The organism is Micromonospora lutea (assembly GCF_016863535.1).
In the GTDB taxonomy this organism is placed as follows: Bacteria; Actinomycetota; Actinomycetes; order Mycobacteriales; family Micromonosporaceae; genus Micromonospora; species Micromonospora lutea.
In genome coordinates this window covers 288,896-315,259 of record NZ_BOPB01000011.1, presented here as the reverse complement: position 1 = coordinate 315,259, position 26,364 = coordinate 288,896, and the positions used below count along the sequence as shown (strand labels likewise).

The following is a 26,364-nucleotide window of genomic DNA, read 5'->3' as shown; positions in this document are numbered from 1 at the left end:
TTCATCCCGTTTAGGGCCACCCCACAAGGGGCGGCCCTAAACGCATTTCAGGGCTAGAAACTCGACCGCGCCGACCGCGCCGACCGCGCCGACCGCGCCGACCGCGCCGACCGTTGCGCGGTATTCCGCCTCATGATGGGTCGGCGCACCTCCGTGTAGGGCCGGACCTCTGCGGCTTCAGTTGCATACTGGCCCCGGCTCGACTGGCCGAGACATGGCAGCACGGTATCGCGGGGAAGTAGAGGCTCGGGCGACTCCATCCAGCTTGTGCCGGCCCTTGTGCCGGCCTTTGGGGCGTACTCGGATGGAAAGGAAAGGCCCCGCCGGCGGGAAGCTGGCGGGGCCGTGGAAGCTGGGGGTGCGCGGGGTCAGGCGGGTTTCTTCGCGCAGATGAAGCGGGGCTCCGCGCTGTAGGTCCAGGTGAACTTCTCCCGCTTGACGACCTTGCCGTCCTTCTTGATCACCCGGAATGCATCCTGGGTGAAGCCCTGACTGCCGTTGGCCGGAATGCAGCTCGGCCCCGGTTCGAGATACACCGTCTTCGGTGAGGTGATGTTCCGCCGAGGGCCGTACTCGGTTTTCACGCTGTCCCAGATCTTCGTGCTCCAGATCGACACCGTCACCGAGCCACCGGTGTAGGAGGTGTCGATCAGGACGCCGTAGTCGGTGTTGTTGCGGAACTTGAAGTCGAGGTTGGGCCAGAAGATGGTCGACTCGATGACCGCCGGGTAGCGGCTGAAGTAGTACGAGTGCGGCTTGTGCTCGACGTCCTCCAGGCCGGCGTAGTACGTGGCGTTGAAGAGGGTGGTCGTGAACTGCGAGGTGCCACCGCCGACACCGGGAACCAGTTTGCCGTCGAGAATGACCGGCGCGTCGCGGTAGCCCTGGGAGTAGCCGCGTTCACCGGTGTGACCGTTGAGCGAGAACGTCTCGCCGGGCAGGACGATTGTCCCCTTCACGTCGTTGGCGATCGTCACGATGTTCTGGCTGCGCGGCGAGGAGAGCCCGCCGGTGAACCTGGTGGTGAAGGAGGAAACCTTCTCCTTGATGCCCAGGCCACGGAGCTTCTCCGCGGTGAGCTTCGGCTGGACCGGCTTGAGGTCGGCGGAGATCGTACGCTCCTCGCCGCGAGGTAGGACGGCGAGCAGTTCGGTGCCGAGGTTGCTGGTGTCGACCTGCTTGCCGGCCCGCCCGTCGACCACCTTCGGCTTTCCGCCGGAGATGGTCATCGTGGCGTCCTTCGGAGCAACCTCGACCGTGCCGAGCTTGCTTCCGAGTGCGGAACGCAGCTTCTTGACGTCCACGCTGGGCGTGAGCTTTCCGGCCTTGTCGGCCTTGAAGCGGAGGCTCTTCGCGATGGCCTGCGGAGGGATGCTGACCGACCCGCGCTCGGTGGTCAGCTTGACCGGTGCTGCCACGGCCGGCTCCGCCAGTTCGGCGACCAGCCGGTCGACCTCCTCGGCAGTGGTGGTCGGGTGGTTCTCCACCAGCGGGACGGTCACCGGCTGTCCACTCAACCAGCCCTGCTTGACGGCCTCGGCGGAGTGCTCCGGGTCGATGCTGAGGCTCGGCTTCGGGTAGCGCACCTTCGGTTTGGTGCCGGAGAAGGTGATGGCCGGCATGGTCATTTTCCGGCCCTGGTCGCCCACGAGCTTCTTCAGGGCCTTTTCGAGGTTCGGCACGTCGACCGAAACCACCGGGTCGACCTCCCGCGAGCCGACCAGGCGGTCCACAGCATGGGCGCTGGTCGCCGCAGCGGCTGCCACGGTGGCGTCCACGTCGACGGTGAGCCCCACCTCGGTGGGGACGATCTCAGCTGCCCGGTCGCCGACGCGTACCTGAATGGGGGCTTGGAGTTCGGCCGCACGGCGGTCCAACTGCTCCCGCAGCTCTCGCGCCGCGTCGGTGCGGCTGCGTCCACCGAGTTCGGTGCCCAGCACGCTGGTGCCGCGGGGCACGTCGCCGGTGTACGCCCAGACGGCTACCGCGCCCACCGAGCCGAGCACGGCGGTGGCCACGCCGGAAGCGAGCAGGAGCCGGAACCGGCGGGACCGGGGTCGGTCACCGCCCGGCGGGACGGGCGCCGGGCGCGCCGGCTCCTCGATCGGCCAGCTGACCGCAGTCACCTGCACCGTGGGCCGGTCGTCGGCCGGCGGTGGACGTTCTTCGCCGTACAGCGTCACAACTACCTCTTAGCGACATGCCGGATGCGGAGCCGGGGGTGCCCACTCCGGGAGAGAACTACGGTAGCCAACCAGACCAGCGCCGGGGAGCCCGAGTCGGTCCGGATCCCCAGTTGCGTCCGTCCAGCGGGCGATGCGTCCGTGAATTCTCACCCTCGGTGACAATCGCCTGTCCTGCGTGTCAGCGCCGAGCGCCCGAACACCAGCCAGCCCATCACCACGGCAGCCAGGGCGGCGGCGATCAGCGAGCAGGCCAGCACTCCGGTCACCGTGCGTGGCGCGATCACCATGGCTGCTGCGGCCAACCCGGCCGTCGCCACCCACAGCGGTGCGGCGGGCCATCGGGCAGCGGTCGCCACCCGTTCGTTCACCAGCATGAACACCACCGCGTAGAGCGCTCCGACGGCCGCGAACATCGGAGCCGTCCCGGCCAGGTGCAGGTAGTCGGCGCCGCCGACGAGCCGGAAGGCCAGCTCACCGCCGACCGCCGAGCTGACCACCAGGACCGTTCCGCAGGCCACGATCAGTGCCAGCGCCACCAGCCGGGCGCGCCGATCGCCCTGAGCCAGCCGGGGCAAAACCAGCAGGGTGACGACCTGAGGAGCCCAGAGCGCACCCTTGGTGAGTACCGCGCCGACGGCGTACGCCCCGGAGGCGGCCGCCGGTAGGAGCTGGCGGGCGAGGATCAGGTCCGCGTACGAGATGGTGAGCATCGCCAGCGTCGCCCCGCACGCCGTCATCACCTGCCTGGCTCCCAGCCGCGACGCACCGGTGATCGGGGCAGCAGCGGATGTCGCGGCCGGGTCGGCGGCAGGCGGGCGCTGCGGGGCCGGGTCGGCTGGGCGCGGGTGCGCGGGTGAACCGGCGAGACGCGCCAGGAGCGGCAGTGCGAGCAGGCCGGTCAGGGTGGCCAGGAACAGGCACATTTCCGGCCCCAGGCCGAGCACCAGCCCGACGACCAGTCCGCCGTAGCGACCGACGGCCACCACGACCATACCTGCGGCGAGTCGCAGGAAACGCTGGTCACCCTGGAGTTCGCCGAGCCACCGGCCGCTGAGCACGGTGGCAAAGGTGGTGGCGGCGAGCAGCAGCGTGAGTGCCAGTGGCAGCCGCAGGACGACCGTCAGCACCGGTGCCACCGCGAGCGTGACGCCAGCCGTGAGGGCCGCGGTTCGCGACCCGAGGCGGCCGGTGTCACCAGCGCCCGCACGCGCACGATGGGCGGCCACGGCGATCTGCAGACCGAAACCGGGGACGGCGGCGATCGCGGCCAACGCGAGCACCGTCGCCAGCGCGCCCAGATCGGCGGCACTGAGCCTGCGCGCACCAAGCATCGGGACCACGTACGCCAGCGCGTTGGTCACCACGGTCGCGACGGTGACCGCGGCACCGGCCGCGCCGAGCCGCAACCGGGCGACGTCCCTGCTCGTGGTCTGGGCCATGCCACTCCGCGTCGTGTCGGTCGTCCGCGCGGACGACCCGGCCTTTCCGGGCCGCGATCCGGTCGGGATGGTGCCCGACCGGACGACGGTACCGGCAGCTTGACCGTCGCGACAGTCCCGCACCAACACCCCCTGCCCAGCGGGGCTGGAAACGTCTAGTGTGCTGCCCCATGGCGTCGACGAAGCTGGCCCCCGCAGCGACCTCCGGACTGGCGGCCCTGCTCCCTGCCCGACTGTTGGCGGGAGCGATCCGCAGCGCGTACCCACGGGTGGAGCCGGAACTGGCGCGGCTCGCCGACTTCGTCCCGACCGGCGGCACCGCGGTGGATGTGGGCGCCTGGTACGGCCCGTGGACGGCTCGACTGCTCCGGCGGGCCGACCGGGTGGTCGCGGTGGAGCCGACCACGGCGCTGGCCGGGCAGCTCCGAGCGGCCTTCCCGGACGTCGAGGTGGTCGAGGCAGCCGTCTCCGACCACGAGGGCACCGCCACGCTCTACCTGCCGGAGGGTGGGGCGATCGTCGGCACCTCGTCCCTGGAGGACGCCACGCAGGGACCGGCGGTGTCCGTTCGACGGATCACGCTGGACTCACTCGACCTGACCGACGTGCGGTTCGTCAAACTCGACATCGAGGGTCACGAGCTGCCGGCGTTGCGCGGCGCCGAGCGGACCGTGCGGCGCGACCGTCCGGTGCTGCTGATCGAGGTCGAGGAACGGATCCAGCCGGTGGAGCCGCTGCTGGACCTGCTGACCGGCTGGGGCTACCGCGGGTACGTGCTACCCGATCGGACGTGGGTGCCGCTGGCCGACTTCGACCTCGGCCGGCATCAGCGTGAGGCGATCGCCCGGGTGGGCCAGGGCTTCGCTCGTCGGGTCGTGTGGCCCCGTCCCCGGTACGTCAACTCGGTGCTGTTCCGCCCCGAGTGATCGGCGGCGGGCCAGGCTCACCCGCCGCCGACCGGCACGGCTACTCGGGCTTGGGGGCCGGGTTGCCGATTGCGATCTCGTTGGTGCAGAGCGACACGTCGCTGCCGCTGACGGACAGTTCGACTGTGTCGCCGCCGCCGACGATGCGGAAGAAGCGCTGATTGAGGCCCTTTTTGACGGGGAAGCTGGCGGTGCCGGCGCCGAACCGCAGGGTTGCCGTGCCGTCCGCCGAGCTGAGGTAGCCGATGCGCACCACCCAGTGCCAGTCGTCGCGGGGCTCGTTGAGTGGCATCCGTACCGTCTGCCCGCTGGAGACCAGATAGCCGCAGCCTTCCTGGGGCCCCGGCTGGATGGTGCTGCCGATGATCGTGGCCACCTGGATCCGGCCGAGGGAGTCCAGCACCGAGACGTGGTCGGCCTCGTCGACGTACGTGGGACGGGTGCCGAAGGCGCGGAAGAACCGGGACTGGAGGTTGTAGGGCCAGGACAGGTTCGGTACCACGTTGTCCGGGACGGGGCCGTCGAAGAACACCGTGTCGGGCGGCGCGCTGGCCATCTCGATCCGAACGGTGTCGATGTACGACCGGCTCGACTTGAGCGCCCACTCGTCGCTGTACCGGGAGGTGGTCCACAACGTGCCGAGGCCGGCGGCGACGAGTATCAGGGCGAGCATGACGTTCACCGCCTCCCGGTAGCGCTCGGGCAGTGAGCCGACCAGCCCGGGAGGAGTAGATCCGAACGGGTCGGACGGGGGGCGTCGGTCCGGCCCGGCTTGTTGATGGTCGGCTGCGCGGGGTCGGGGGATCGGGGTCGAGTCGTCAGGGAGATTTGGAGGGCCGGCGCGGTGGGGCTCGACGACCGGATCCGGCCCCCGGACGTCGACGGCGGCGACCGGATCCGAGGCGCGGACTTCCGCGTCGGCGTCACCGGCGTGCGGGGCGTGGACTTTCGCCTCGGCGTCACCGGCGTCACCGGCGTGCGGGGCGTCGATGTCGGTGGCGTCGCTGTCCGAGCCGGGGCCGGCGGCCGAGGGCGGCGCGGATTCCGGCTCGGGGTCGACGGGGGCTTCGGCGTGGATGACGCCGAGCCTGGCCACCACCGCCGGGGGCCGTCCGGTCCGGACCGCCTCGGCCAGCACCGGTGGGGCCGTATCGGCTGGTGGCGTGGCCGAGCGGGCTGGTGGGATCGGGTCGGCCGGAGGTGCGGCGACGCCCGGTGCCGCCACGGCCGGCGTAGCGTCACGTTCCGAGGCGGTCGCATCCGTCGGGGCGGGGACGGTGTCCGGCACCGCTGGCGGTGTGTCGGGAGCGGAAGGTGCGGTCCCGGCCGAGACCGGGGACGGCCGGGCCAGCCCGACGACGGCGACGCCGAGACAGATGGCGGCCACCACGACGACGTCGCTGACGTATCGGGGAACGCCGCCGGCCACCCCACTGTAGGTGGAACCGAGCCGGGTCGCGGCCAGCATCGCCGCCACCAGCACCAGGTACGACCCGAGCAGCAACCAGGCGCGTCCGGCCCGGCGGCGACGCCGTACGGTCGCCACGACCAGGGCCACGACGATCGTCCAGGCCACCCAGGTGCCGATTTCCGGCGGTGCCGCGACCGGGGCACCGTCCCCTGCCTCCAGCCACCGCCATGGCCCGCCTACCAAACCGGGTACCACGGTGGACCCGAGCAACTGGGTGACGAAAGAGAACACCTCGCCGACCGATGTCGGCCGACGCAGGGAAGACTCCGAGCCGCTCAGGTAGGCGGCGAGGAAGCCGAGCGACAGCGCGGTCAGCAGCAACCAGGACGGCCACCAGCGGCGGATCGTGGTCCAGATGGTGCGGAAGAAACCGCCCTCGGCGTAGAGGGCGGCGGTGAGCAGGAAGACCAACGCCACGACCAGGATCGCCTTCTCGAAGAAGACGAGGCCGAGCAGGACCGCGAGGGCGAGCGTCACCAGGTGCCTTTTGCGTCGGGTCTGCACATAGCCGACCTGCGCGCCCACCGCGAGCACCATGGCGATCTGCATCGGCAGCATGTTGACCCCGACGGCCCACCAGGAGGTGGCCTCCAGGGTCAGCGGGCTGAACATCAGCGCACCGAGCGGCAGGAGCTGCAGCCAGGACGGTTGCAGCAGGCGACGCAGCAGCCGGAAGAAGGTGAGGCCGAGGATCGCCTGGCCGACCGCCATCAGCAGCACATACGGCCAGTAGACCATCCCGATGTGTTCGGTGATCAGCCAGGTGAGCAGCCGACCACCGGGCATGAGGTGGTTGTTGTAGAGGCTGAGCAGGTGCTCGACGGTCAGGTCGGATTCCGCCGCCTGCGTGATCATCACGTAGTCGTCGGCGGCCAGGAAGCCACGGGAGGCCACCTGGGCACGCCACAGCACGCTGAGTGCGACGATGGCGAGCGCCGCCGTCCGGATCTGGTCCCGGCCCAGCCAGCCGCCGACGCGGTCCGGTGCGGTCGTACCGTCCGGGTCTGTCGACGAACCCTCATCAACCTGATCCGAGCGCACCGCGTCCGACCCCACGGTCCGGCTGACCTTGGGGTGAGGTTGGGAAGGGTTCGATGCCATGGCGGGAAGACTGCCACAGCGGCGGTCACGCCTCCCATCAGGTCAACGGATGGTTCGGTGATGTTCAGGCTGGCTGCCGACGGCGCGTACAGTGGCCGCCACCAGCGCGGCCGGTAGCCGCGCCCGGCAGTGGTGAGGTCGACGGATGCGGGAACGGCTGGTGCCGCACGCGGTGGCCGCTGCCGTGACGGCGGTGGTGCTCGCGCCCCTGGCTTTTCCCGGATACGTGCTGCGTTACGACATGATCTTCGTGCCGAAGATGACGTTGAGCTGGGAGGTGATCGCCCCGGCCACGGCCCTGCCCCGGGCCGTCCCGCAGGACGCCGTGGTGGCGCTGGCCAACCAGTTGTTCCCAGGATGGCTGCTGCAACGGCTGGTCCTGGTGGGGATTCTCTACCTGGCCGCGCTGGGTGCGGCACGACTGGTGCCGACCGAGCGGACCGGGGTGCGGGTGGTGGCCGCACTGGGGTACGCGTGGACTCCGTACCTGGCAGAGCGGTTGCTGATCGGGCAGTGGGGGCTGCTGGTCGCGTACGCCGCGTTGCCCTGGCTGGTGCGGGCCGCGATCGGGGTGCGGGCCGCCGAGCGGGGTGCCCTGCGTCTGCTGTTGCTGGCGGCAGCGGCCTCGGCGATCACCCCGACCGGCGGCCTGCTCGCCCTGGTCGTGGTCACGGTGCTGCTGGTCGGGCGGTACGCCGGGGCGGCCCGGGCGGCGTCGACCGCGATTGCGACGACGGCGCTGGTGAACGCGCCGTGGCTGGTGGCGGGGTTCGTCAGCGAGGGAAGTGGCCGATCCGATCCGGCCGGGGTGGCGGTCTTCGCCGCGCGGGCGGAGAACTGGGCGGGGGCGCTGTGGGCGCTCGCCGGCACCGGCGGCATCTGGAACGGGCAGGCCACCCCGGCTTCCCGCAGCGGATCGTTGATACCACTGGCGACGCTGCTGATGTTGGCGGTCGCCGGGTACGGGCTGCCGGTGCTGTGGCGTCGCTGGCCGAAGCCGGTCGTCGGTCGGCTGGGACTGCTCGCGGTCGCCTCGTGGCTGGGTGCCGCGCTCGGGGTGCTGCCCGGCGGGGCGAGTCTGCTGGGCTGGCTGGTCACCGCAGTGCCCGGTGCCGGGCTGCTCCGCGACGGGCAGAAGCTGCTGGTGCCGTACGTGCTGCTGGTGGCGATCGGCGGGGCGCTCGGGGCGGAGCGACTGGCCGGACAGCTCGCGGCGCGGTTCGATCTGGCCACCGGGCGCGTGCTGCTGGCCGGCGCGGCGTTGCTGCCGGTGGCCGTCATGCCCGATCTCGCCGTCGGCGGGGTGGGGCGGCTGCGGCCGGTGGCGTGGCCGGCGGACTGGGCGGCGGTGGGGCGGCTGGTCGACGAACGGCCGGGCGAGGTGGTCTCGCTGCCTTTTCAGGAGTACCAGAGCTATGCGTGGAACGGCGGCCGGGTGGTGATCGACCCGGCACCTCGTTATCTCGGCGTGCCGGTCCTGATCGACGACACGCTGCGGGTGGGCGGCACCTCGGTCGCCGGGGAGGATCCTCGGGCGGCTCGCCTGCGTGAGCTGCTCGCGGCCGGTGAGCCGGTGGCGGTGGCCGGTACCCGCTGGGTGCTGGTGCAGCGCGCCGCCGGCCCGACCCCGGATCCGGCGACGCTGGCCGGCCTGCGGCGGGTGTACGCCGGTGACGAGCTGACGTTGTACGAGAATCCGGCATGGCATCCGACGCCGGAGCCGAGCCATCCCGGCCCGGTGGGTCTGGCCCATTTGTTGGCCGGAACGGTGGTGCTGGTTCTCGTTTCTTCGGGCACTGCACGATGGTGCTACCGCGTGGTAGCGTCCCGGCACGCGAGTCCCGCGGAAGGAGAAGGTGGATGAGGAACCTGCCCGCGTTCGTCGCCGTCGGGGTACTCGGGGTCGTGCTCGGCATGCTCGGCAGCGTCGGTCTGGCGAACGTGCTCAGCCCGTCCGCCAAGGAGGCCGCTAACTCCAAGGTGAGTGAGCAGACCGAGGCCCCGCTGTACGGCACGCGCTGATCTCGAACAGCGGAAAGGCGCCCGCATCCTGCGGGCGCCTTTCGTCGTGCTGGAGCTGATCAGCCGACTTGGTCCGCTGGTCAGCGGGGGTGGACGGTCGCCTCCGCGACCAACTCTGCGAACCGCGCGCCGGTGGCCGTCCAGGTGTAGCGGGCCGCATGGGTCAACGCCGCCTCACCCATCGCCTTGCGCCGGACATCATCGTCGAGCAGCTCACGAACGACCGTCGTGAACTCCTGTTCGTCGTCGACCAGCAGGCCGGTCTCCGTATCGATCATCGCTTCGGCCACCCCGCCGGCGTACCTGAAGGCCACCGTCGGGGTGCTGCGCGCCGCAGCCTCCACAATGGTCAGACCCCACCCTTCCTTGAGCGACGGGGTGAGGGCGAGCCAGGCGGAGCTGAGCAGAGCGTGCTTCTCCTCCTCGCTGACGAAGCCGGTGAACCGGACCCGGTCGGTGATGCCGAGGGCGGCGCACTGCTCGCGTAGCGGCTCCTCCCACCAGCCCTGTCCGGCCACCACCAGTTCCAGCTCGGGCAGTTCCTCGGCCAGTTCGGCGACGGTACGCAGGGCGATCTCGACCCGTTTGTGCGGAACCAGCCGGCCCAGCACCAGCAGCGACGGGTTGGGGGTACGGGGCAGTGACGGGCCGGTCACCGGAGGGGTTCCGTTCGGCACCACGTCGATTCGTTCGGTGTCGACTCCGAGGGTCACCAGCTCGGCGCGACTCGCCTCGGAAACGGTGATGTAGCGGCACCGCCGGTAGAGCCGGACGGCCAACCAGGATTCGATCCACCAGCCCAGCCGGCACATCAACGGCCCGAACACCACCGGCCACTGCTCCCGGTGCACGTGGTGGACCAGCGCGATGACCGGACGACCGGCGTAGAGCGGGGCGAAGAACGGCACACCGTTGCAGACGTCGACGATCAGGTCCGGCCGGCCGAGACCTCGCCGGCTCAGGGGACCGAACCCGAACCGGCCGACGAGGCAGATCAGCGCAGCCCGGAGGTAGACGGTCATCCGGGAGCCGCGACGCAACACGCGTACGCCGGTCTCGGTGGTTCCCGCCGCGGCGGCGTTGCCGTGCGCGGCACAGAACAGAGTCACCTGGTGACCGATGGTGACCAGCTCGGCGGCGATCCGCTCGATGTAGACCTCCGAGCCGCCGCCCTCGGGGTTGGTGGTGTCTCGCCAGTTGAGGAACAGGACGTGGCGGGAGGGGGTGCCGGAGTTGTCCACGCTGCTCCTACCGGTGAGTAAGTGAGCACGATCGCGCCACCCTAGGGCGGTCCAGCCCGGCTGCGCAATGGGCAGATTTGGCGGCGACGATCCGGTAACGGGTCGTGGCTGAGGGGTTTGCTGACGGGCGGAAACCTTGGCAGGGTGTGCAGCGCGACCGCGTACGATGCCCGGTGCCTGGTGGCCGAGCATGTCGCGGCAGGTGTGGTGACCTGCGGTGGGACATCGTCGCGGGCGTGACGAGGAGGTGAGGCGGCGGTGGGTGCCGACCGTCCCGCGCCGACGCGCGTCCTGTCCCGCCGCTCACCGGTGGTGTTGCTCAGTGCCGCACTGGTGGTGCTGCTGGCCGGTTGGGCGGCGGTGGCGTACATCCGAGCCGATCGGGGCACCCCGACCTGCATCGAACAGGTTCGACTCCGCGTGGTTGCCGCACCGGTGATCGCACCGGCGCTCGACCGGGTGGCCCGAGCCAACGCCGGAAGTCAACCGTGTGTTTCCGTCGAGGTGCAGGCCCGACCGTCGGCCGTGGTCGCCCGGGAACTCGCCAACGAGGGCGACGTCGGCGACGCCTGGCTGCCCGAGTCGACGTTCTGGCTGCGTCGGGCCCGTGCCGCCGGAGCGTTCGAGGTACCCGCACAGGGCACGTCGGTGGCGAGCACCCCGGTCGTGCTGGCCGTCAACGAGCGCGTCGCACGTCGATCCGGTTGGCCGGACAAGTCGCTGAACTGGGCGTCGTTGCTGGGTACCCGGGCCAGAACGGTCCAGGTCGGGCTGCCCGATCCGGCCGCTGACCCGGCCGGGGTCGGCGCCCTGCTCGGTGCCCGCGCACTGGCCGACGAGAACCGCGACTCGGCCGCGACTGTGGCGGCGACGTTGCGTCGCCTCGCCGAGCGGACCTTCAGCCCGGCCGAGGAAACCAACTCGTTGACCCCGAACCGGGACCTGCCCGGCCGGGCGAACGTCGTGGCTGCCACCGAACAGGCGGTGCTGGAGCACAACGCGCTGGCGGCCACCGGGAAGCTGGTCGCGGCGTACCCCGAGGTCGACGTGCCCTGGCTCGACCTGCCGTACGTGGTGCTGCCCGGTGCGCAGGGCCGGGCACGTGACGCCGGTGGCGCGTTCCTCGACAAACTGCTGACCGGCGAGGCCCGGGAGGTGTTCGCCGGCTACGGTTTCCGGACCTCGGCCGGGTTCCCTCCGGCGATGCCGGAGGACGGCCGGTTACGGCCTGACGAACGCCAACCGGTGCCGCTGCCCGCCGAGGAGACGGTCAGCGACGTGCTGACCGGCTGGAGTGGCGTGCAGCGCAGCGCCCGGATCCTCACCCTGCTCGACATCTCCGGGTCGATGGCCGCGCCGGTGCCGGCCGGTGGCACCCGACTCGACGCCACGAAGCGGGCCGCTCGGGAGGGTGCCGCGCTGCTGCTCGACAACAGCGAACTCGGCATCTGGGTCTTCTCCACCAAGGTCGACGGCGACCGCGACTACCGGGAGATCCTGCCGGTACGCCCCCTGGGCGATCAGCGCAGACAGGTGACCGAGGCGTTGGCTGAGGTGCGGGTCAAACCGCAGGGCGGCACCGGGCTGTACGACAGCACGCTGGCCGCGTACCGCGACGCGCGCCGCCACTGGACCCCGGGGCGGATCAACCTGGTGCTCGTGATGACCGACGGACGCAACGAGGACGACGACACCATCGGTCGGGCCGACTTCCTGGCCGAACTCAAGCGGTTGCAGGAACCACGCCGCCCCCTGCCGATGATCTTCATCGGGCTCGGCGCGGGTATCGACCCGGAGGAGCTGAAGGCCATCACGAAGGTCACCGGCGGGCGGGTCTTCGTCACCGAGGAGCCGAGCGGGATACGGCGCATCTTCTTCTCCGCGCTGGCCGACCTGAGCTGCCTGCCTCCGGAGTGCCGCCGATGACGGGGGTGTCGGCGCGGCTGCGCCGCTCGCCCGGCACCGTGCTCTCGCGGTTGCGCCGCTCGCCGGGCACCGTCCTGTCGCTGCTGCTGCTCACCGCGATCGCCTTCGGCCAACGGCCCGGTCAGGTCACCTTCGACACCAAACTCGACCTGGCCGCGAACCCGCTGCACTTCATGGCTCGGGCGTTGCACCTGTGGAACCCGGAAGCCACCTCGGGAGAGTTGCAGAACCAGGCGTACGGCTACCTGTTCCCGATGGGACCGTTCTTCGCCGTCGGGCAGTGGCTGGCGGTACCGCCGTGGATCACGCAGCGGCTGTGGACGGCACTGCTGCTGGCCGCGGCCTTCTACGGTCTGCTGCGGCTGGCCCGGGCGCTGAACATCGGCACCGAGCCGACGCGGTACGCGGCGGCCCTCGGTTACGCACTGGCCCCGCGGATCCTCACCGAGGTCGGCGCGCTCTCCTCGGAAACGCTTGCCGCCTCGATGCTGCCCTGGGTGCTGCTGCCGCTGGTGACCGTACGTCGGATCGGTTCGCCACGTCGCGCCGCCGCGCTCTCCGCCCTGGCTGTGCTCGGCATGGGCGGGATCAACGCCGCGGTGGTGCTGATGGCGCTGCTGCTCCCTGGTGTCTGGTTGCTCACCCGACGCTGGGACGCCCAGCATCTGCGTCTGGTCGCCTGGTGGTGCGTCTGCGTCATCGGGGTCTGCCTGTGGTGGATCGTGCCGCTGCTGTTGCTCGGCCAGTACAGCCTCCCCTTCCTCGACTACATCGAGTCGTCCACCACGACGACCGCCGTGGCCTCGCTGTTCCAGGCGGTACGCGGCACCAACCAGTGGGTCGCGTACATCGTGCAGGGCGAGCCGTGGTGGCCGGCGGGCTGGCTGCTGATCGACCACCCGGTGCTGATGGCGCTCACCGCGGTGGTGGCGCTGATCGGACTGGCCGGGCTGGCCGGCAATCTGCTGCCCCAGCGGCGTTTCCTGGTGGCCGGCTTCCTCACCGGGCTGACCCTGCTCACCATCGGCTACGTCGGGGCGGTGGACAGCCCGATCTCCGAACTGGTTCGCGACCTGCTGGACGGGCCGTTGGCGCCGTTCCGCAACGTGCACAAGCTCGACCCGGTGCTGCGGCTGCCGCTGATGCTCGGTTTCGCGCACGGCGTCGACGCGGTGGCCACTCGGATGCATCGGGCCGTGGCCCGGCGGCGGCCCGGGATCCGGCTGCGTCCGCTGGTCTTCGCCCCGGTGCTGCTGCTCGTGCTGGGGGCTGCCGCACCGGCCTGGCTGGGCCTGCTGCGTCCCGGTCCGGGCTGGTCCGACCTGCCGCCGCACTGGCGATCGGCGGCGACCTGGCTGGGCGACCGTGACGCGCTGGCCCGCACGCTTGTGGTTCCCGGCTCCGGCTTCGGGCAGTACGACTGGGGACGCACCGTCGACGAGCCGTTGCAGGCGCTTGCCGAAGCGCCGTGGGCGGTCCGCCACCAGGTCCCGCTGGGCTCGGCGGGCAACACCCGGATGATGGACACCGTCGAGGAGGTGCTGGCCAGCGGCCGGGGTTCGACCGGCCTGGCTGACCTGCTGGCCCGCTCCGGTTTCCGGCACCTGCTGCTGCGTAACGACATCGACCGGACCCAGGTGGATGCGCCGCCGGTGACGGTGCTGCGTCGGGCGTTGGCCGACTCGCCGGGAATCGCCCTGGTGGCCACCTTCGGTACGACCGACGCACTGTCCCGGACGCTCGGCAGCCCGGTGGACGACGGCACCGGCTCACCACCGGCGATCGAGGTGTACGAGGTGCAGCGGCCGGTGCCGGCCGCGTCGGCGGTGCTGACCGCCGACGTGCCGACGGTCAGCGGTGGTCCGGAGTCGCTGCTTCCCCTGCTGGAACAGGGGGTGGTGGAACGGGACCGTCCGGTGGTGCTCGCCGGCGACCGGGACGAATCCCTCGACGACGCCGTGGGCGACCGGTGGATCGTCACGGACGGTCTGCGTCGCCGGGAGCGTGACATCGGTCGAGTCCGGGACAACCTCTCCCAGACGTTGACCGCGAACGAGGCGGGACGACAGGGCCGCGTCGCCCTCGACGTGTTGCCCTTCCCCGGCGAGCAGCACCAGACGACCGCGACCTACCAGGGCATCCGCGAGGTGACGGCATCCTCGGCCGCGAGCTTCGTCGACAGCCTCGGCCCGGCCGACCCCTCACACCTGCCGTTCGCCGCCGTCGACGGGGAGTACGGCACAGCCTGGCACACGGCGCCGCTGGCCGGGCCGGTCGGGCAGTGGCTCCAGGTGGATCTGGACACCCCACGTCAGGTCGACAGCGTGCGGCTCGCCTTCGTCAACGATCTGGCGGTGGGTTGGCCGGTGGCCCGGTTCCGGCTCACCACCGATCGGGGCTCGGTGGATCACGAGGTGGCCACCACCCTGGGCGGCCACTCGTACTACACGTTGCCGGGCTCCACCAGCCGGATCCGGGTGACGGTGCTGGCGGTGGCCGGTGGCCGCCTCGACGGCGGCGTCGGCATCCAGGATCTGTCCATTCCGGGCAGCGAACCGCGCCGTGCCCTGCGCGTCCCGACAGATCTGCCGGACGAGGTGTCAACGCCGGTGAGCTGGGCGTTCAGCCGCGGCTCGGCGGACCGGCCGGCGTGCCATCCTGTGCCGCGCAGCGACACGGACCTGCCCGACGGCGGCTCCGGTGGGACGTCCAGCCGGGCGGACGGCACGGTGATCCGCTGCGACCGTTTCCTGGCCCGGGTCGGTGAGGAGCCGCAGGGCCTGGACCGGTTGTTCCGCAATCCGGCGGCCGGCACATATCGGCTGGAACTGTCGGTGGTGCCGCGTGCGGGCGGTGAGCTGACGTTGGCCGGTACGAAGGTGCGGGCCAGTTCGTCGTCCCGCCTGCGCGGTGACCCGGCGGTGGCCGCGTATGCGGCGATCGACGGTGACCCGGGGACGGCCTGGTTGGCCGGCACCGAAGATCTACGCCCGACGTTGAAGCTGAGCTGGTCCGGCGAGCGTCGCATCGACCGGTTGCGGCTGCGGGGCAGCCAGTCGCCGATCGGCTCGCTCCCGCGACAGGTGGAGATCCACACGCCGGGCCGCGAGGTGCGGGTGCCGGTCGAGGCCGACGGAACCGTCCGCTTCCCGGCGGTGCGTACCGACCGGCTCGACATCGTGGTGCGGGAGACCGAACACCGGTTGGCTGATCTGCGGGGCAATGGCTGGCCCGCTACGGCGGGCATCGCGGAGGTGGAGATTCCGGCGTTGGCGAGCCTGCTGAACCCGATCGACGCCGACACCCGGGTGGTGGAACGCTGCGGTGACGGACCGACCGTCGAACTGGACGGCCTCCGCTACGAAACCTCGGTCTCCGCCAGTCTGGCGGACGTGTCGGCCGGACGGCCGGTGCCGGTCCGCGTCTGCGGCGAGGACGGCGGGGTGCTGGACCTGCCGGCGGGCGGGCACCGGCTGGCCACCGCACCGTCGGAGGGCTTCGTCGTACACGACGCGTCCCTACGGCCAGAGGACGATGTGAGCGCCGCGCCCCGCCACCGGGAAGTCACGGTGCTCGACTGGGCCGCGACCGACCGGACGGTGCGGGTCGCCGCCGGTGAACGGGCGTTGCTGGTGGTGCCGGAGAACGCCAACGCCGGCTGGACGGCCAGTCTCAACGGGGAGCCGCTGGTCCGCTCCCGAGTGGACGGGTGGCAGCAGGCGTGGGTGCTGCCGGCCGGCTCCGGCGGTGAGGTCCGACTCGTCTTCGCTCCCGACCAGGCCTACCGCAGTGGTCTGGCGGTCGGCGCGGCGACCGCGATCGGCGTCCTGGCCCTGGCTGTCTGGCCGGTACGCCGCCGGACGGCGACCGGTGAGGAAGCGGACGCTATCGCGGCCGAGGCTCCCGCCTGGCTGATCGGTGCCCTGCTGATGGTGCTGCTCGCCGCGTTGGGCGGAGTGCTACCGGTGGCTATCGTGCTGGCCGCGATGCTGCTGCGGCAGCTGGCGGTACGGGCCCTGCCGGTGGTGGTGCTCGGCGGGCTGACCGTGGCCACGGTGACCGCCGTGGCCGGTCGGTTGCAGGGCCACGGACAGGACTGGGCGTACGGACCGTGGGTGCAGGCAGCGATGCTGGTCGCGATCGGAGCGGTGGTCGCCGCGGTTGTTCCGGTCCCCGGCGGACACACCGAACCGATCATCACGCATGATGTGACGCCGGGCACGTCCGGTGGGCCGCCGGACGCGGCTGTGGGCAGGGACGAGGACGGGACGGTGACGCGGTGACGGCAGCGGACGACCGTACGCGGCGGGCGGAGCGTCGCCGCTTCGCCTCGCTGAGCCGGTCGGTGGCCCTGTTCCGGGCGTTCCTGGTGGAGCAGACCGACCCCGACCGCTTCTACGGTCTGCTGGCCGCAGACTCGGTACGCCAGGTGTCCGGTTACACCGATCTGGCTGGTCGAACGGTGCTCGACGTGGGCGGCGGTCCGGGGTATTTCGCGGCAGCCTTTCGCGGGGCCGGTGCCCACTACGTCGGGCTGGATCCGGACGTCGGGGACTTCTCCGCCGCCGGCGACTCGGTGGCGGGGATGTTGCGGGGCAGCGGCACCGCGCTGCCGGTTCGCAGTGGCAGCGTGGACGTGGCGTTCTCGTCCAACGTCGTCGAGCACGTCGCCGAGCCGTCCCGGATGCTCGACGAGATGGTGCGGGTGACCCGGCCCGGTGGGCTGATCTTCGTGTCGTACACGCCCTGGCTGTCGCCCTGGGGCGGCCACGAGACCGCGCCCTGGCACTACCTCGGCGGCAACCGGGCCCGCCGTCGCTACGAACGGCGGATGGGACGGCCGCCGAAGAACCGCTTCCGGGAGACGCTGTTCCCGGTCTCGATCTCCGACACGCTGCGGTGGGCGCGGAGCAACGGCGACGTCCAGGTGCTGGACGCGTTGCCCCGCTATCACCCGTGGTGGGCGCGCTGGGTGATCCGGGTGCCCGGCGTCCGGGAGGTGGCGGCATGGAACTTCGTGCTCGTACTGCGTCGGACCGGTGAGCGGCAGGCCGGAGCGGTGGAGAAAACAGAGCTGACCGGGGGTCGCGTGGCAATGTGACTAGGTAGTAACCTCGCGGCCATCTCACCCATTGACATCGACGCAATTGAGCTCCTCAGGGAGGAAACATGAAGCACCGCGCCGTGGGTGCCGTGCTGTTCGGCGGCGGGGTACTGCTCTTGGCGTTGGCCGCCGGGTTGGTGTTCGTCGTCAAGCCCGCGATGACCAAACTGCCCTACGACCTGGAGCCGGCGACGTCGGTGGCCGAGGCCAGCGGCGCGACGTTCCTGCAGATCACCAACGGCGCGGTGGCCATCAACCAGGGCGACCTGAGGTCAACCATCCAGGTCACCCCGGAGCGCGCCAAGACCGCGGCGCTCAGCGGCGACCTCGCCGGTGACGCGGTGGTCTGGCGGGTCGGCCAGACCGTCGAGCGGACCGACACCAAGGAACTGGTCAGCGCGTACGGCGCTGAGTTGGCACTGGACCGGGTCTCCGGGGCGGCCGTCGAGTGGAACGAGCAGTACCTCGACGAGAGCGGCACCCCGGAGAAGGTCGCGTTCGCCGGCCAGATCTACAAGTTCCCGTTCAACTCGGCGCAGGACAACTACGAGGTCTTCGACCGGGATCTGCGGCAGACCCGGATTTCCGAGTTCAAGGGCACCGAGGACATCAACGGCCTGGAGGCGTACCGCTACGAGCAGGTCATCACCGACGAGAAGCTGCCGCTGGCCACTGACCGGGTGGCGCTGCTGCTCGGTGCGCTCGCCCCGGGATCGACCTCCGGTGACGTCGTCTACAGCAACACCCGTACGGTCTGGGTCGACCCGGTCACCGGTTCCTACCTGAAGGTCCGGGAGCAGCAGAAGAAGGTGCTCGTGCCGAGCGGCGGCGCCCCGGTGACGCTGCTGGACGCCGACTTCGTTTACAACGACGAGACCGTGGCGTCCTCGGTGGACCGGGCCAACACGAGCCGGAGCCAGCTCACCATCCTCGGTGTGTTCGCACCGATCGGAGTCGCCGTGCTGGGCCTGGTGCTGATCATCGTCGGGCTGCTGGTGTCGCGTGACCGCACCCCTGGCACCGTGGGCCGGCACGCCGTCGTCGCGGACCCGGCACCGACCCGGGTCGACCAGCCGCCGGTGCGCGACGACGCGCGGGAGGGTGGACCATTGTCCGACGAGATCCCGCCCGCCTCGACCAACTGGAAGACCGAGGAGTCCACGGTGCCGAGTCAGCGGGCAGCGCAGAGCGAGTCGGAGAAGCAGTAGCACCAGCGTTTTGTGGGGCGGGCCGGGCGGCCCGCCCCACAAACGTGTCGGGAGCGGCCCGCCCCACAAACGTGTCGGGAGCGGCCGGGCTCCCGGATGTCGAACACGCCGCAGCGCGGCGCACCCGGTCCTTTCCCGGCAGGTGTCAGAGCCGGGCCAGGGCCCGGCGGAGCGGATCGAGACCGAGCCCGCCCAGATCGAGCGCCTGCCGGTGGAACTCTCGCAGGTCGAAGTCGGCGCCCTTACGGGCCTTCGCTTCCTCCCGCGCCTGAAGCCAGATCCGTTCGCCCACCTTGTACGACGGTGCCTGTCCCGGCCATCCCAGGTAGCGGTTGAGTTCGAAGCGCAGCATCTCGTCCGGCACGCGGCAGTGCGCGCGCAGGAACTCCCAACCCAGCTCCGGCGTCCAGCGCTCACCGGGATGGAAGTCGAACGGGTTGTCCTTGGGGATGGGCAGCTCCAGATGCATGCCGATGTCCACGATCACCCGGGCCGCCCGCAGCGCCTGACCGTCCAGCATGCCGAGCCGGTTGCCCGGATCGTCCAGGTAGCCCAACTCGTCCATCAGCCGCTCGGCGTACAACGCCCAGCCCTCGCCGTGCCCGGAAACCCAGCAGAGCAGCCGCTGCCAGCGGTTGAGCAACTCGGCCCGGACGACCGTCTGACCAATCTGGAGGTGATGCCCTGGGACTCCCTCGTGGTAGACCGTGGTCACCTCCCGCCAGGTGGAGAAGTCCGTCAAACCCGACGGCACCGCCCACCACATCCGACCCGGACGGGCAAAGTCCTCGCTGGGACCGGTGTAGTAGATGGCGCCGTCGCTGGTGGGTGCGATCATGCACTCGATACGCCGGACCTGCTCGGGAATGTCGAAGTGAGTGCCGTTGAGGTCACTGATCGTCTGGTCGGCCAGCTCCTGCATCCAGTCGCGGAAGGCGTCCCGCCCCCGGATGATGCGGGCCGGGTCGGCGTCCAACGCCGCCACGGCCTCGTCGATGGTGGCACCCGGACCCGCGATCTGGGCGGACACCGTCCGCATGTCGGCCTCCAGCCGGGCCAGCTCCGTGAACCCCCAGGCGTACGTCTCGTCGAGGTCGATCCGGGCACCGAGGAAGTACTGCGAGGCCAACTCGTAGCGCTCGCGGCCGGCGGCCTGCTTCTCCCGCCCGAGCGGGGCGAGTTCGGTACGCAGGAACTGCCCGAACTCGGCGGTCGCCGCAGTGGCCGCCGCCGCACCACGACGTAGCTCGGAGCCGAGAGTGCTCTCCTCACTCAGCCGCTCGACCAGGCCGTGGAAGACGTTGTCACCCTCCGGGTCGACCCAGGCGTCGCACTGCTTGGCCACCTCGATCAACTGGGTACGTGAGCTGACCTGCCCGGCGGCGGCCGCCTCCCGCAGCGTGGTCTTGTACTCCTCCAGGGCGCTCGGGAAGAGGTTCAGCCGGGCGGCCAGGTTGGCCCGTGCCTGCTCGCCTTCGGTGGGCATGAGGTCGAAGACCATCCGGAGCTCGTGCAGCCCACTGGTGATGACACTGACCTCGCTGGTTGTCTCCCCGGCCGCGTACCGGTCCAGTTCGAGGCCCAGGCGTTCCTGCATCGCCTCCTGCGCGGTGCGCTCGGCCTCCGACTCCGGCTCGATGGTGTCGATCTCGGCCAGAGTGCGTCGGGTCAGGTCGGCACGCGCGGCGTACCCGTCCGGGGACAGATCGTCGAGCCTGTCGTCATAGCCGGCGATGCCGACGTAGGTGGCGCCGGTCGGGCTCAGCGCAGCCCAGTCGGCGACGAAGCGGTTCGCGAGATCGTCGATTCTGCCCACGCTGCGCACCCTACGCGAGGCGGGCGTCTAGATGATGTCGTCGACCCGGTCAGGGCAGCAGGTCGGCAGGATCGAAGTCGATCGGGAACGGCTCGTCGGCGCGTAACCGGTCACCGCTGACCGCCTTGGCGAGCGTGTCGTACCCGTCGAACTGGCCGAGGGTGAACAGCTCCACCGCGGCGTGCCGCAGCCGGCGCGAGATCTCCACCCGCATGAAATACGGCACCCGCCCCTCGGCGCACCGCATGGGTTTGTCGACGAAGTCCTGCCGGGGGCTGCCGGGGGAGACGAACTCCACCGCCATGGTGCAGAGGTGGGCCGGGATCCAGCGATCCTCCTCGTCCGTCTTCGGCAGCGCGTGCAGCACGGTGAGATCCGGTTGGATCCACCGCTGCGGGGAGAAGGTCAGGTTCACCTGACCGAAGACGTAGAAGTTGTGAGCTTCGGCAGCGGGTGAGAGCAGCCGCGCGAGCCTCAGCTCGCCGTAGCTGTTCGTGCCGACCTCGGCGGGCGTCATGACCAACCTCCCGTCGATGCACTCGTAACGCGCATCGGGTAGCTCAGGCAACGGGAGGTAGCGGTCGGCGAACTGGGTCGTCCACATGCCGTCGAGGTCGACGAGTGGGTCGAAGCGCATCGGCATCGCCATGGTGTTACACCTCCTCGGCCGGTCAACGCTCCGTCAGCGTATGTGGTTTCTGTGGCGCGCGACACGGCGGCCGAAAACCGCGGGACAATGTCGTACCCGAGGAGCAGAGTGTCAGGAGTGACAGGCACCTTCGCCCCTGACCAGCCGGCGCTGCGCAGCTGGCTGCCCGGATTCCTCGCCCTCGCCGCGATCTGGGGCTCCAGTTTCCTCTTCATCAAGGTCGGGGTGGCCGAGCTGCACCCGCTGCACCTCACCCTCTACCGGGTCGGCGCGGGCGCGCTGACCCTGCTGGTGGTGCTCGCCGTGCTGCGCGACCGGCTGCCCCGCGACCCCCGCGTCTGGGGTCACCTGACGGTGATCGCCGCCTTCGGTGTGGCGCTGCCGTTCACCCTGTTCGGCTACGGTGAGCAGCGGGTCGAGTCGATGCTCGCCGGCATCTGGAACGCGACCGCCCCGCTGGTCGTGCTGCCGCTGGCGGTGCTGGTGTTCCGCACCGAGCGGCTGACCGCACGCGGTGCGATCGGGCTGACGCTCGGCTTCACCGGGGTGATGGTGGTCCTCGGCGTCTGGCAGGGCGTCGGCGGAACACATTTCGTCGGCCAGCTGATGTGCTTCGCCGCCGCCGCCTGTTACGGCCTGGCCATTCCGTACCAGAAGAAGTTCATCGCAGGTAGCGCCCTGTCCGGGCTGTCCCTGTCGGCGGCACAACTGATCGCCGCGGTGGTACAGCTCGCGATCGTGGCGCCGGTGGTGGCCGGCGCGCCGCCGCTGCCGACCGCGCTGTCGCCACGGGTGCTCGCGGCCGTGCTGGCGCTCGGCGCGCTCGGCACCGGGCTCGCCTTCGTGATCCACCTGCGGAACATCCGGATCGTGGGAGCGACCACCGCATCCACCGTGACCTACCTGGTCCCGGTGTTCGCGGTGCTGATCGGCACGGTCGTGCTCAATGAGCGACTGACCTGGCACCAGCCGGTCGGCGCACTGATCGTGTTGCTCGGCGTCGCGGTGTCACAGGGTCTGCTCGGCCGTCCGCGTCGCCGGGTGGCACCGGGCGTGGGCGCCCCGACGGCACCCGTCGTCGAGCCGGCCGCCCCCTGATCAAGGGCGGGTGTCCCGGCCGACGTCAGGCGTGCGTCCAGGCGACCAGTTCGTCCGCCGACCAGGTGTTCACGACCCGGTCGGCGGGCACCCCGCAGCGCGCGGCTCGCTCACAGCCGAAGCGCTGCCAGTCCAACTGCCCCGGGGCGTGCGCGTCGGTGTTGATGGCGAACCGACAACCGGCCTCCAGCGCTCGCCGGATCAACCGCTTCGGCGGGTCCTGCCGCTCCGGGCGTGAGTTGATCTCCACGGCGGTGTCGTGTTCCACGCAGGCGGCGAAGACCGCGTCGGCGTCGAAGTCGCTCTCGGGCCGGGTCCGGACGCGGTGCCCCCGATCGCCCGGACCGGTAACCCCGGCCGGTCGCGACGTGACCATCCGACCGGTGCAGTGGCCCAGGATGTCCAGGTGTGGATTGGCGACGGCGGCCAGCATCCGGCGGGTCATCTTCGCCCGGTCGTCGTTGAGCCCGCTGTGCACCGAACCGACCACCACGTCCAGCCGGGCCAGCAACTCCTCGTCCTGGTCGAGCGAACCGTCGGCGAGGATGTCGACCTCGATGCCGGTGAGGATGCGGAACCCCTCCGGCAGCGCCTCGTTGAGCCGTGCCACATGGTCGAGTTGCCGGCGTAACCGGTCCGCGGTCAGTCCCCGGGCCACCTTCAACCGGGGCGAGTGGTCGGTCAGCACCAGGTACTCGTGGCCCAGCTCGACGGCGGCCAGCGCCATCTCCTCGATCGGCGATCCACCGTCGGACCAGTCCGAGTGGGTGTGGCAGTCGCCGCGCAGGGCGGTACGCAGGGCGGTGGCCTCGGCGTCCAGGTCGGTGCCCTCGGTGGCGGCCAGCCGGCGCAGGTAGACCGGTTCCTCGCCGGCCAGCGACTCGGTCACGCAGCGGGCGGTGACGTCACCGACCCCGGGAAGCTCGGTGAGCTTGCCGGCGCGGCTTCGCTCGGCCACCTCCTCGGCCGGCAGCCCGGCCAGCGCCTTGGCCGCCGAGCGGAAGGCGCGTACCCGATAGGTGGCCTCGTTCGCCCGCTCCAGCAGGAAGGCGATCCGGCGCAGGTCGGCGATGGGGTCCCGCATGGTGGCAAACCTACGCGTCCGCGCCGCCGGTCGGGGCACGACCGGCGGCGCGGGGGCGGATCACGGTGCGGGATCAGGCGTACGGCAGCCGCACCAGGGAACGGTCACCGACACCGAGGGTGGTGGGGTGGTTGCCGATGGCGGACCACACCTCCACCCGGACGGTCCCGCCACGCAGGTTGCCGAGGGAGCCGCTGCTGGAGTGCAGTCCAGCAGCCTGGGTGTAGTGCTCCCAGCCCGGCACCGGGTCGGTGGCGAAGTAGCGGTACGTCTCGACCCGCTCCCAACTGCCGTCACCGGTCAGGTCGTACGAGACGCGGGCCTGCACCCCGTTGCCGACCGCTGAGCCGGCGTCCAGGAAGAGGTCGAACGCGGTCTGCCCGCCGTTGTGGTTGAGGTTGAGCCCGGTCGCGGTGAAGACCACCGGGTTGCGCGGCGTGCCGTCGTGGTTCGCGCCTGCGGCGCTGGCCACGCTGGTCGTGCCAGCGGAGGCGGACGCACCCAGACCGCCCCCTGACAGCAGGTAGCGCACGGGTGAACTGGACGGCGGATCGGTCGGCGTCGGCGTCGGCGTGGGAGTGGGAGTGGGGGTCGGGGTCGCGGTGGGCGTCGGCGTCGGGGTCGGGGACGTACCCCCACCGCCGCTGCCACCGCTCCAGGTGTGCGCCCCACTGGTGGCGGTGCGCCCGGCCGCAACAGTCAGCTGCGTACCGTCGGAGAAGCGGACGGTCAGCGGAGAGCTGGAGATGTTGCTGGCCACGTAGGTGCGGGCGCCGTTGCGGTTGAAGACCGCGGCCAGCGGGTGGTCGGCGGTGACCCCGGTGTCGACCCGGCCGAGGGCGGCCAGGTTACGGACCCAGTGGAAGGTGTGTGCCCGGCTCTCGCCTTCCTCCGGGGTGTAACCGGGGTTGGCCCGCAGCTTGGTCAGGGCCGCGTCGGCGTCACCGAGGGCGAGGAACTGCCAGTGGATGTCCTGCCACACGGTCGGTTCGCCGCCGTTGTTGCGGACGAGTTCGGCGTACTTGACCGAGTTGTAGTTCGGGTGCTGGCCCAGGTAGAGGTGCCCGCCGGTGATGGGCAGCAGGTTGATGCCCTGGATCATCTCGGGTTCGGCGCTGAACCAGGTGGCGTACGCGCCGCCGTCGCCCCACACCATGCCCACGTTGGAATGCCCGAACGCGGTGGGGAAGTTCTCTCCGGTGACGTCGAACCAGTACTCGTGAATCGCCGCTGCCTGGGTGGTGTAGAGGTAGATGCCGGCGTCGCGTACCGCCGTGTTGCCGGTGGCCTGCCCCCACTGGATGAGGGCGTTGGCGAAGTTCATTCCCTCCGACGAGGACTCCTGGTTGTTGCCGCTGGCGAACGCGCCGTGCCCGGCGGCCCAGTCGTGCCCGGCGTAGATGTCGAAGTCGCGCAGGTACGGGAAGCGGGTGTCGGACCGGTCGTAGTTGTTCGCGTCCCGGATGAGCAGGTCGATCATGCCGCCGTACTGCTCCTGCCGCGCCCAGTTCGGGTCGAACTTGGCAAGCGTCGCGGCAGCCGCGATGTAGTAGCCGTAGTGGAAGTGGTGGTCGTTGAGTTCCTGGTCGGAGCCGTACGACGCCGGGTAGCCGATCAGCGTGCCCCACTGCTGGTTGTAGTAGAAGAGGCGCTCGGTCTCGCCGGGCGAGGCGGTGAGCCAGTCGTTGAGGGTGGAACGGATCGCGTTCAGTGCCGAGGTACGGGTCTCGGCGTCGCCGACCAGGTCGGCGATCTCGGCGATGCGGGCCGCCCGGCCGAGCCCCTTGCCGGTCCAGTAGGTGTCGTTCCCCCGCTGGTCCATCGGGTTGTTCCGCACCGCCGCCAGGTGCTGCCGCAGCGTGGTCGAGTCGGCCCCGGCGCTGGTGGCGACGGCGGGCAGCTCGGGCAGTACGCCATTGAACCGCATCGAGGTGCGGAACTCGCCGACCCCGGTGACCACCTTCATCCGCCCCCGGGCGGACGGGTAGGTCGGCGTGATCGGCGTCGCGCCGGACAACGCCCGCCACTGGTGCGGGTAGAGACTGACCACGGTCCGGGTCTCGGTGCCCTCACGAGGCGTGGTGGTGAAGGCGTACCGGGTCTCCAACCGGCTGGTCGTCGCGTTGTAGGTGTAGCTGACCCGGGTGCCGGTGACGTGGGCGTGCGCGTACTGACCGTAGGTGCCGGCGAGCTGGGTGCGGGCGGTGCCGTCGCTGGTGGCCGGTAGCAGCGCGACGCTGAAGTAGCCGCGTCCGCCGAGGTTGGAGCTGATCCGGCTGCCGCTGACGGTCCAGGTCGCGCCGGTCGGCGCGTACGCCACGTAGTCGTGGCCACGGACGGTGAAACCGATCCTGCTTCCGTTGTTGGACCAGACCGTGGGGCTGCCGCCGGTCGCGTTGATCACCGCGTCGCCGCCGCTGGTGCGGAAGTACGCCAGCGGCAGGCCGTGACCGATGGTGGCGCGCATCGTGCGGGCCCCGTCGCTCCAGTACGGGGTGACCGTCCAGTCCGTCCAGTCGTCCACCAAGGCGTTGGGGGCGGCAAGTCCGGCCACGCCGACCCGGATGTCCTCGACGTAGGGGTACTTGAACTCACCGACTCCGGTGGCGGTGCCGCTGATGGTGGGGGTGGAGGTGGCCGAGAAGCCGAGCCCGTCGGTGACGGGCTGGTAGGACACCGGATGCGCGTGCAACGGCTCGCTGAAGGAGCAGTTCAGGCGCTTCCACAGCAGCGAGGACCACCAGTCGTTGGTGGGTACCGGTCCCGGGGGAGCGGCACTGGTGGCGTACTGCCGGGGGTTGGTGGTCAGGTTTCCGCAGCCGCCGGGGAGCGGGCCGACGGGTGTGGTGGTGTAGCTGCCGGCGCCGACCGGCGCGGCCTGCGCGGCGGAACCGGCGATGACGGCCAACCCGCCAAGGACGAGGGTCGCGGCGGCGGTGGCAGCCAGGATCCGATGGTGTGGGCGGCGTGGGACGGGAGGTCGCATCTTTCCTCCAACGCGTGCCGGCCCGGCTCCGCCGGCCAGCGCGCTTCGTCGGGATTGTGAGCTTAGTTCTCTGAGAGAGCGCTCTCTGATACGACGGACGGTAGTTC

At 70.9% G+C, this 26,364-nt stretch carries 16 protein-coding genes; 8 read left to right on the top strand and 8 right to left on the bottom strand.

From position 1 onward, the window contains the following. Positions 1 to 368: 368 nt before the first annotated feature. On the bottom strand, positions 369 to 2,183 hold the full coding sequence (locus tag Vlu01_RS12890) for a VanW family protein (RefSeq protein WP_203998211.1): 1,815 nt from the start codon (positions 2,181 to 2,183) through the stop codon (positions 369 to 371). Between the two features lie 149 nt (positions 2,184 to 2,332). Then, entirely contained in the window at positions 2,333 to 3,625 is a 1,293-nt protein-coding gene (locus tag Vlu01_RS12885; RefSeq protein ID WP_203998209.1) for a polysaccharide biosynthesis protein, read from the bottom strand. 170 nt (positions 3,626 to 3,795) lie between these two features. On the opposite strand from Vlu01_RS12885, the gene Vlu01_RS12880 reads away from it, so the two are divergent. Next, positions 3,796 to 4,551, top strand: coding sequence for an FkbM family methyltransferase (locus tag Vlu01_RS12880; RefSeq protein WP_203998207.1), 756 nt, complete (start codon positions 3,796 to 3,798; stop codon positions 4,549 to 4,551). Between the two features lie 40 nt (positions 4,552 to 4,591). Here the strand turns inward: Vlu01_RS12880 and Vlu01_RS12875 are convergent, their stop codons facing one another. Then, on the bottom strand, positions 4,592 to 7,123 hold the full coding sequence (locus tag Vlu01_RS12875) for a hypothetical protein (protein WP_203998205.1): 2,532 nt from the start codon (positions 7,121 to 7,123) through the stop codon (positions 4,592 to 4,594). 145 nt (positions 7,124 to 7,268) lie between these two features. On the opposite strand from Vlu01_RS12875, the gene Vlu01_RS12870 reads away from it, so the two are divergent. After that, a complete protein-coding gene (locus Vlu01_RS12870) occupies positions 7,269 to 8,987 on the top strand; it encodes an MmpA family trehalose lipid delivery protein (protein WP_203998203.1) in 1,719 nt (572 codons plus the stop codon). Beyond that, positions 8,984 to 9,145: a hypothetical protein gene (locus Vlu01_RS12865; protein ID WP_013736401.1), complete on the top strand. Its 162-nt coding sequence runs from the start codon at positions 8,984 to 8,986 to the stop codon at positions 9,143 to 9,145. Before Vlu01_RS12870 ends, Vlu01_RS12865 begins: the two co-directional genes overlap by 4 nt. 80 nt (positions 9,146 to 9,225) lie before the next feature. Here Vlu01_RS12865 and Vlu01_RS12860 read toward each other — a convergent pair whose 3' ends face one another. Then, complete coding sequence (locus tag Vlu01_RS12860) at positions 9,226 to 10,386, bottom strand: glycosyltransferase family 4 protein (RefSeq protein WP_203998201.1); 1,161 nt, start codon at positions 10,384 to 10,386, stop codon at positions 9,226 to 9,228. A gap of 258 nt (positions 10,387 to 10,644) precedes the next feature. Between Vlu01_RS12860 and Vlu01_RS12855 the strand changes: the two genes are divergently transcribed. The 4 genes from Vlu01_RS12855 to pgfA all read left to right on the top strand — a co-directional run bounded on the left by Vlu01_RS12855 (position 10,645) and on the right by pgfA (position 18,624). Then, complete coding sequence (locus Vlu01_RS12855) at positions 10,645 to 12,312, top strand: substrate-binding and VWA domain-containing protein (protein ID WP_203998198.1); 1,668 nt, start codon at positions 10,645 to 10,647, stop codon at positions 12,310 to 12,312. Next, positions 12,309 to 16,595: an alpha-(1->3)-arabinofuranosyltransferase gene (locus Vlu01_RS12850; protein ID WP_239095863.1), complete on the top strand. Its 4,287-nt coding sequence runs from the start codon at positions 12,309 to 12,311 to the stop codon at positions 16,593 to 16,595. The genes Vlu01_RS12855 and Vlu01_RS12850 overlap by 4 nt, the downstream gene beginning before the upstream one ends. Further along, positions 16,592 to 17,413: a class I SAM-dependent methyltransferase gene (locus tag Vlu01_RS12845; protein WP_203998191.1), complete on the top strand. Its 822-nt coding sequence runs from the start codon at positions 16,592 to 16,594 to the stop codon at positions 17,411 to 17,413. The genes Vlu01_RS12850 and Vlu01_RS12845 overlap by 4 nt, the downstream gene beginning before the upstream one ends. 68 nt (positions 17,414 to 17,481) lie before the next feature. Further along, positions 17,482 to 18,624 (top strand): cell envelope lipid trafficking protein PgfA, encoded by a 1,143-nt coding sequence (gene pgfA, locus Vlu01_RS12840; RefSeq protein ID WP_203998188.1) that lies wholly within the window; start codon positions 17,482 to 17,484, stop codon positions 18,622 to 18,624. 145 nt (positions 18,625 to 18,769) lie between these two features. Here pgfA and Vlu01_RS12835 read toward each other — a convergent pair whose 3' ends face one another. Both Vlu01_RS12835 and Vlu01_RS12830 read right to left on the bottom strand, forming a co-directional pair. Then, the gene (locus tag Vlu01_RS12835) at positions 18,770 to 20,440 is read right to left on the bottom strand and encodes a DUF885 domain-containing protein (RefSeq protein WP_203998185.1); all 1,671 of its coding nucleotides are present in this window, start codon (positions 20,438 to 20,440) and stop codon (positions 18,770 to 18,772) included. 49 nt (positions 20,441 to 20,489) lie between these two features. Then, positions 20,490 to 21,089, bottom strand: a complete 600-nt coding sequence (locus tag Vlu01_RS12830; RefSeq protein WP_203998181.1) for a Uma2 family endonuclease — start codon at positions 21,087 to 21,089, stop codon at positions 20,490 to 20,492. A gap of 117 nt (positions 21,090 to 21,206) precedes the next feature. Here Vlu01_RS12830 and Vlu01_RS12825 point away from each other — a divergent pair, with 117 nt between their 5' ends. Continuing rightward, entirely contained in the window at positions 21,207 to 22,187 is a 981-nt protein-coding gene (locus Vlu01_RS12825; protein WP_239095862.1) for a DMT family transporter, read from the top strand. A gap of 25 nt (positions 22,188 to 22,212) precedes the next feature. Here Vlu01_RS12825 and Vlu01_RS12820 read toward each other — a convergent pair whose 3' ends face one another. Both Vlu01_RS12820 and Vlu01_RS12815 read right to left on the bottom strand, forming a co-directional pair. Beyond that, complete coding sequence (locus Vlu01_RS12820; protein ID WP_203998175.1) at positions 22,213 to 23,271, bottom strand: PHP domain-containing protein; 1,059 nt, start codon at positions 23,269 to 23,271, stop codon at positions 22,213 to 22,215. Positions 23,272 to 23,344: 73 nt separating this feature from the next. Next, positions 23,345 to 26,257, bottom strand: a complete 2,913-nt coding sequence (locus Vlu01_RS12815) for a glycosyl hydrolase (RefSeq protein ID WP_203998172.1) — start codon at positions 26,255 to 26,257, stop codon at positions 23,345 to 23,347. Positions 26,258 to 26,364: the final 107 nt, after the last annotated feature.

Excerpts from the sequence above, each read along its gene's own strand:
- Vlu01_RS12885 (WP_203998209.1), bottom strand. The coding sequence starts at position 3,625 with ATGGCCCAGACCACGAGCAGGGACGTCGCCCGGTTGCGGCTCGGCGCG.
- Vlu01_RS12880 (WP_203998207.1), top strand. The coding sequence starts at position 3,796 with ATGGCGTCGACGAAGCTGGCCCCCGCAGCGACCTCCGGACTGGCGGCC.
- Vlu01_RS12875 (WP_203998205.1), bottom strand. The coding sequence starts at position 7,123 with ATGGCATCGAACCCTTCCCAACCTCACCCCAAGGTCAGCCGGACCGTG.
- Vlu01_RS12870 (WP_203998203.1), top strand. The coding sequence starts at position 7,269 with ATGCGGGAACGGCTGGTGCCGCACGCGGTGGCCGCTGCCGTGACGGCG.
- Vlu01_RS12865 (WP_013736401.1), top strand. The coding sequence starts at position 8,984 with ATGAGGAACCTGCCCGCGTTCGTCGCCGTCGGGGTACTCGGGGTCGTG.
- Vlu01_RS12850 (WP_239095863.1), top strand. The coding sequence starts at position 12,309 with ATGACGGGGGTGTCGGCGCGGCTGCGCCGCTCGCCCGGCACCGTGCTC.
- pgfA (WP_203998188.1), top strand. The coding sequence starts at position 17,482 with ATGAAGCACCGCGCCGTGGGTGCCGTGCTGTTCGGCGGCGGGGTACTG.
- Vlu01_RS12830 (WP_203998181.1), bottom strand. The coding sequence starts at position 21,089 with ATGGCGATGCCGATGCGCTTCGACCCACTCGTCGACCTCGACGGCATG.
- Vlu01_RS12820 (WP_203998175.1), bottom strand. The coding sequence starts at position 23,271 with ATGCGGGACCCCATCGCCGACCTGCGCCGGATCGCCTTCCTGCTGGAG.
- Vlu01_RS12815 (WP_203998172.1), bottom strand. The coding sequence starts at position 26,257 with ATGCGACCTCCCGTCCCACGCCGCCCACACCATCGGATCCTGGCTGCC.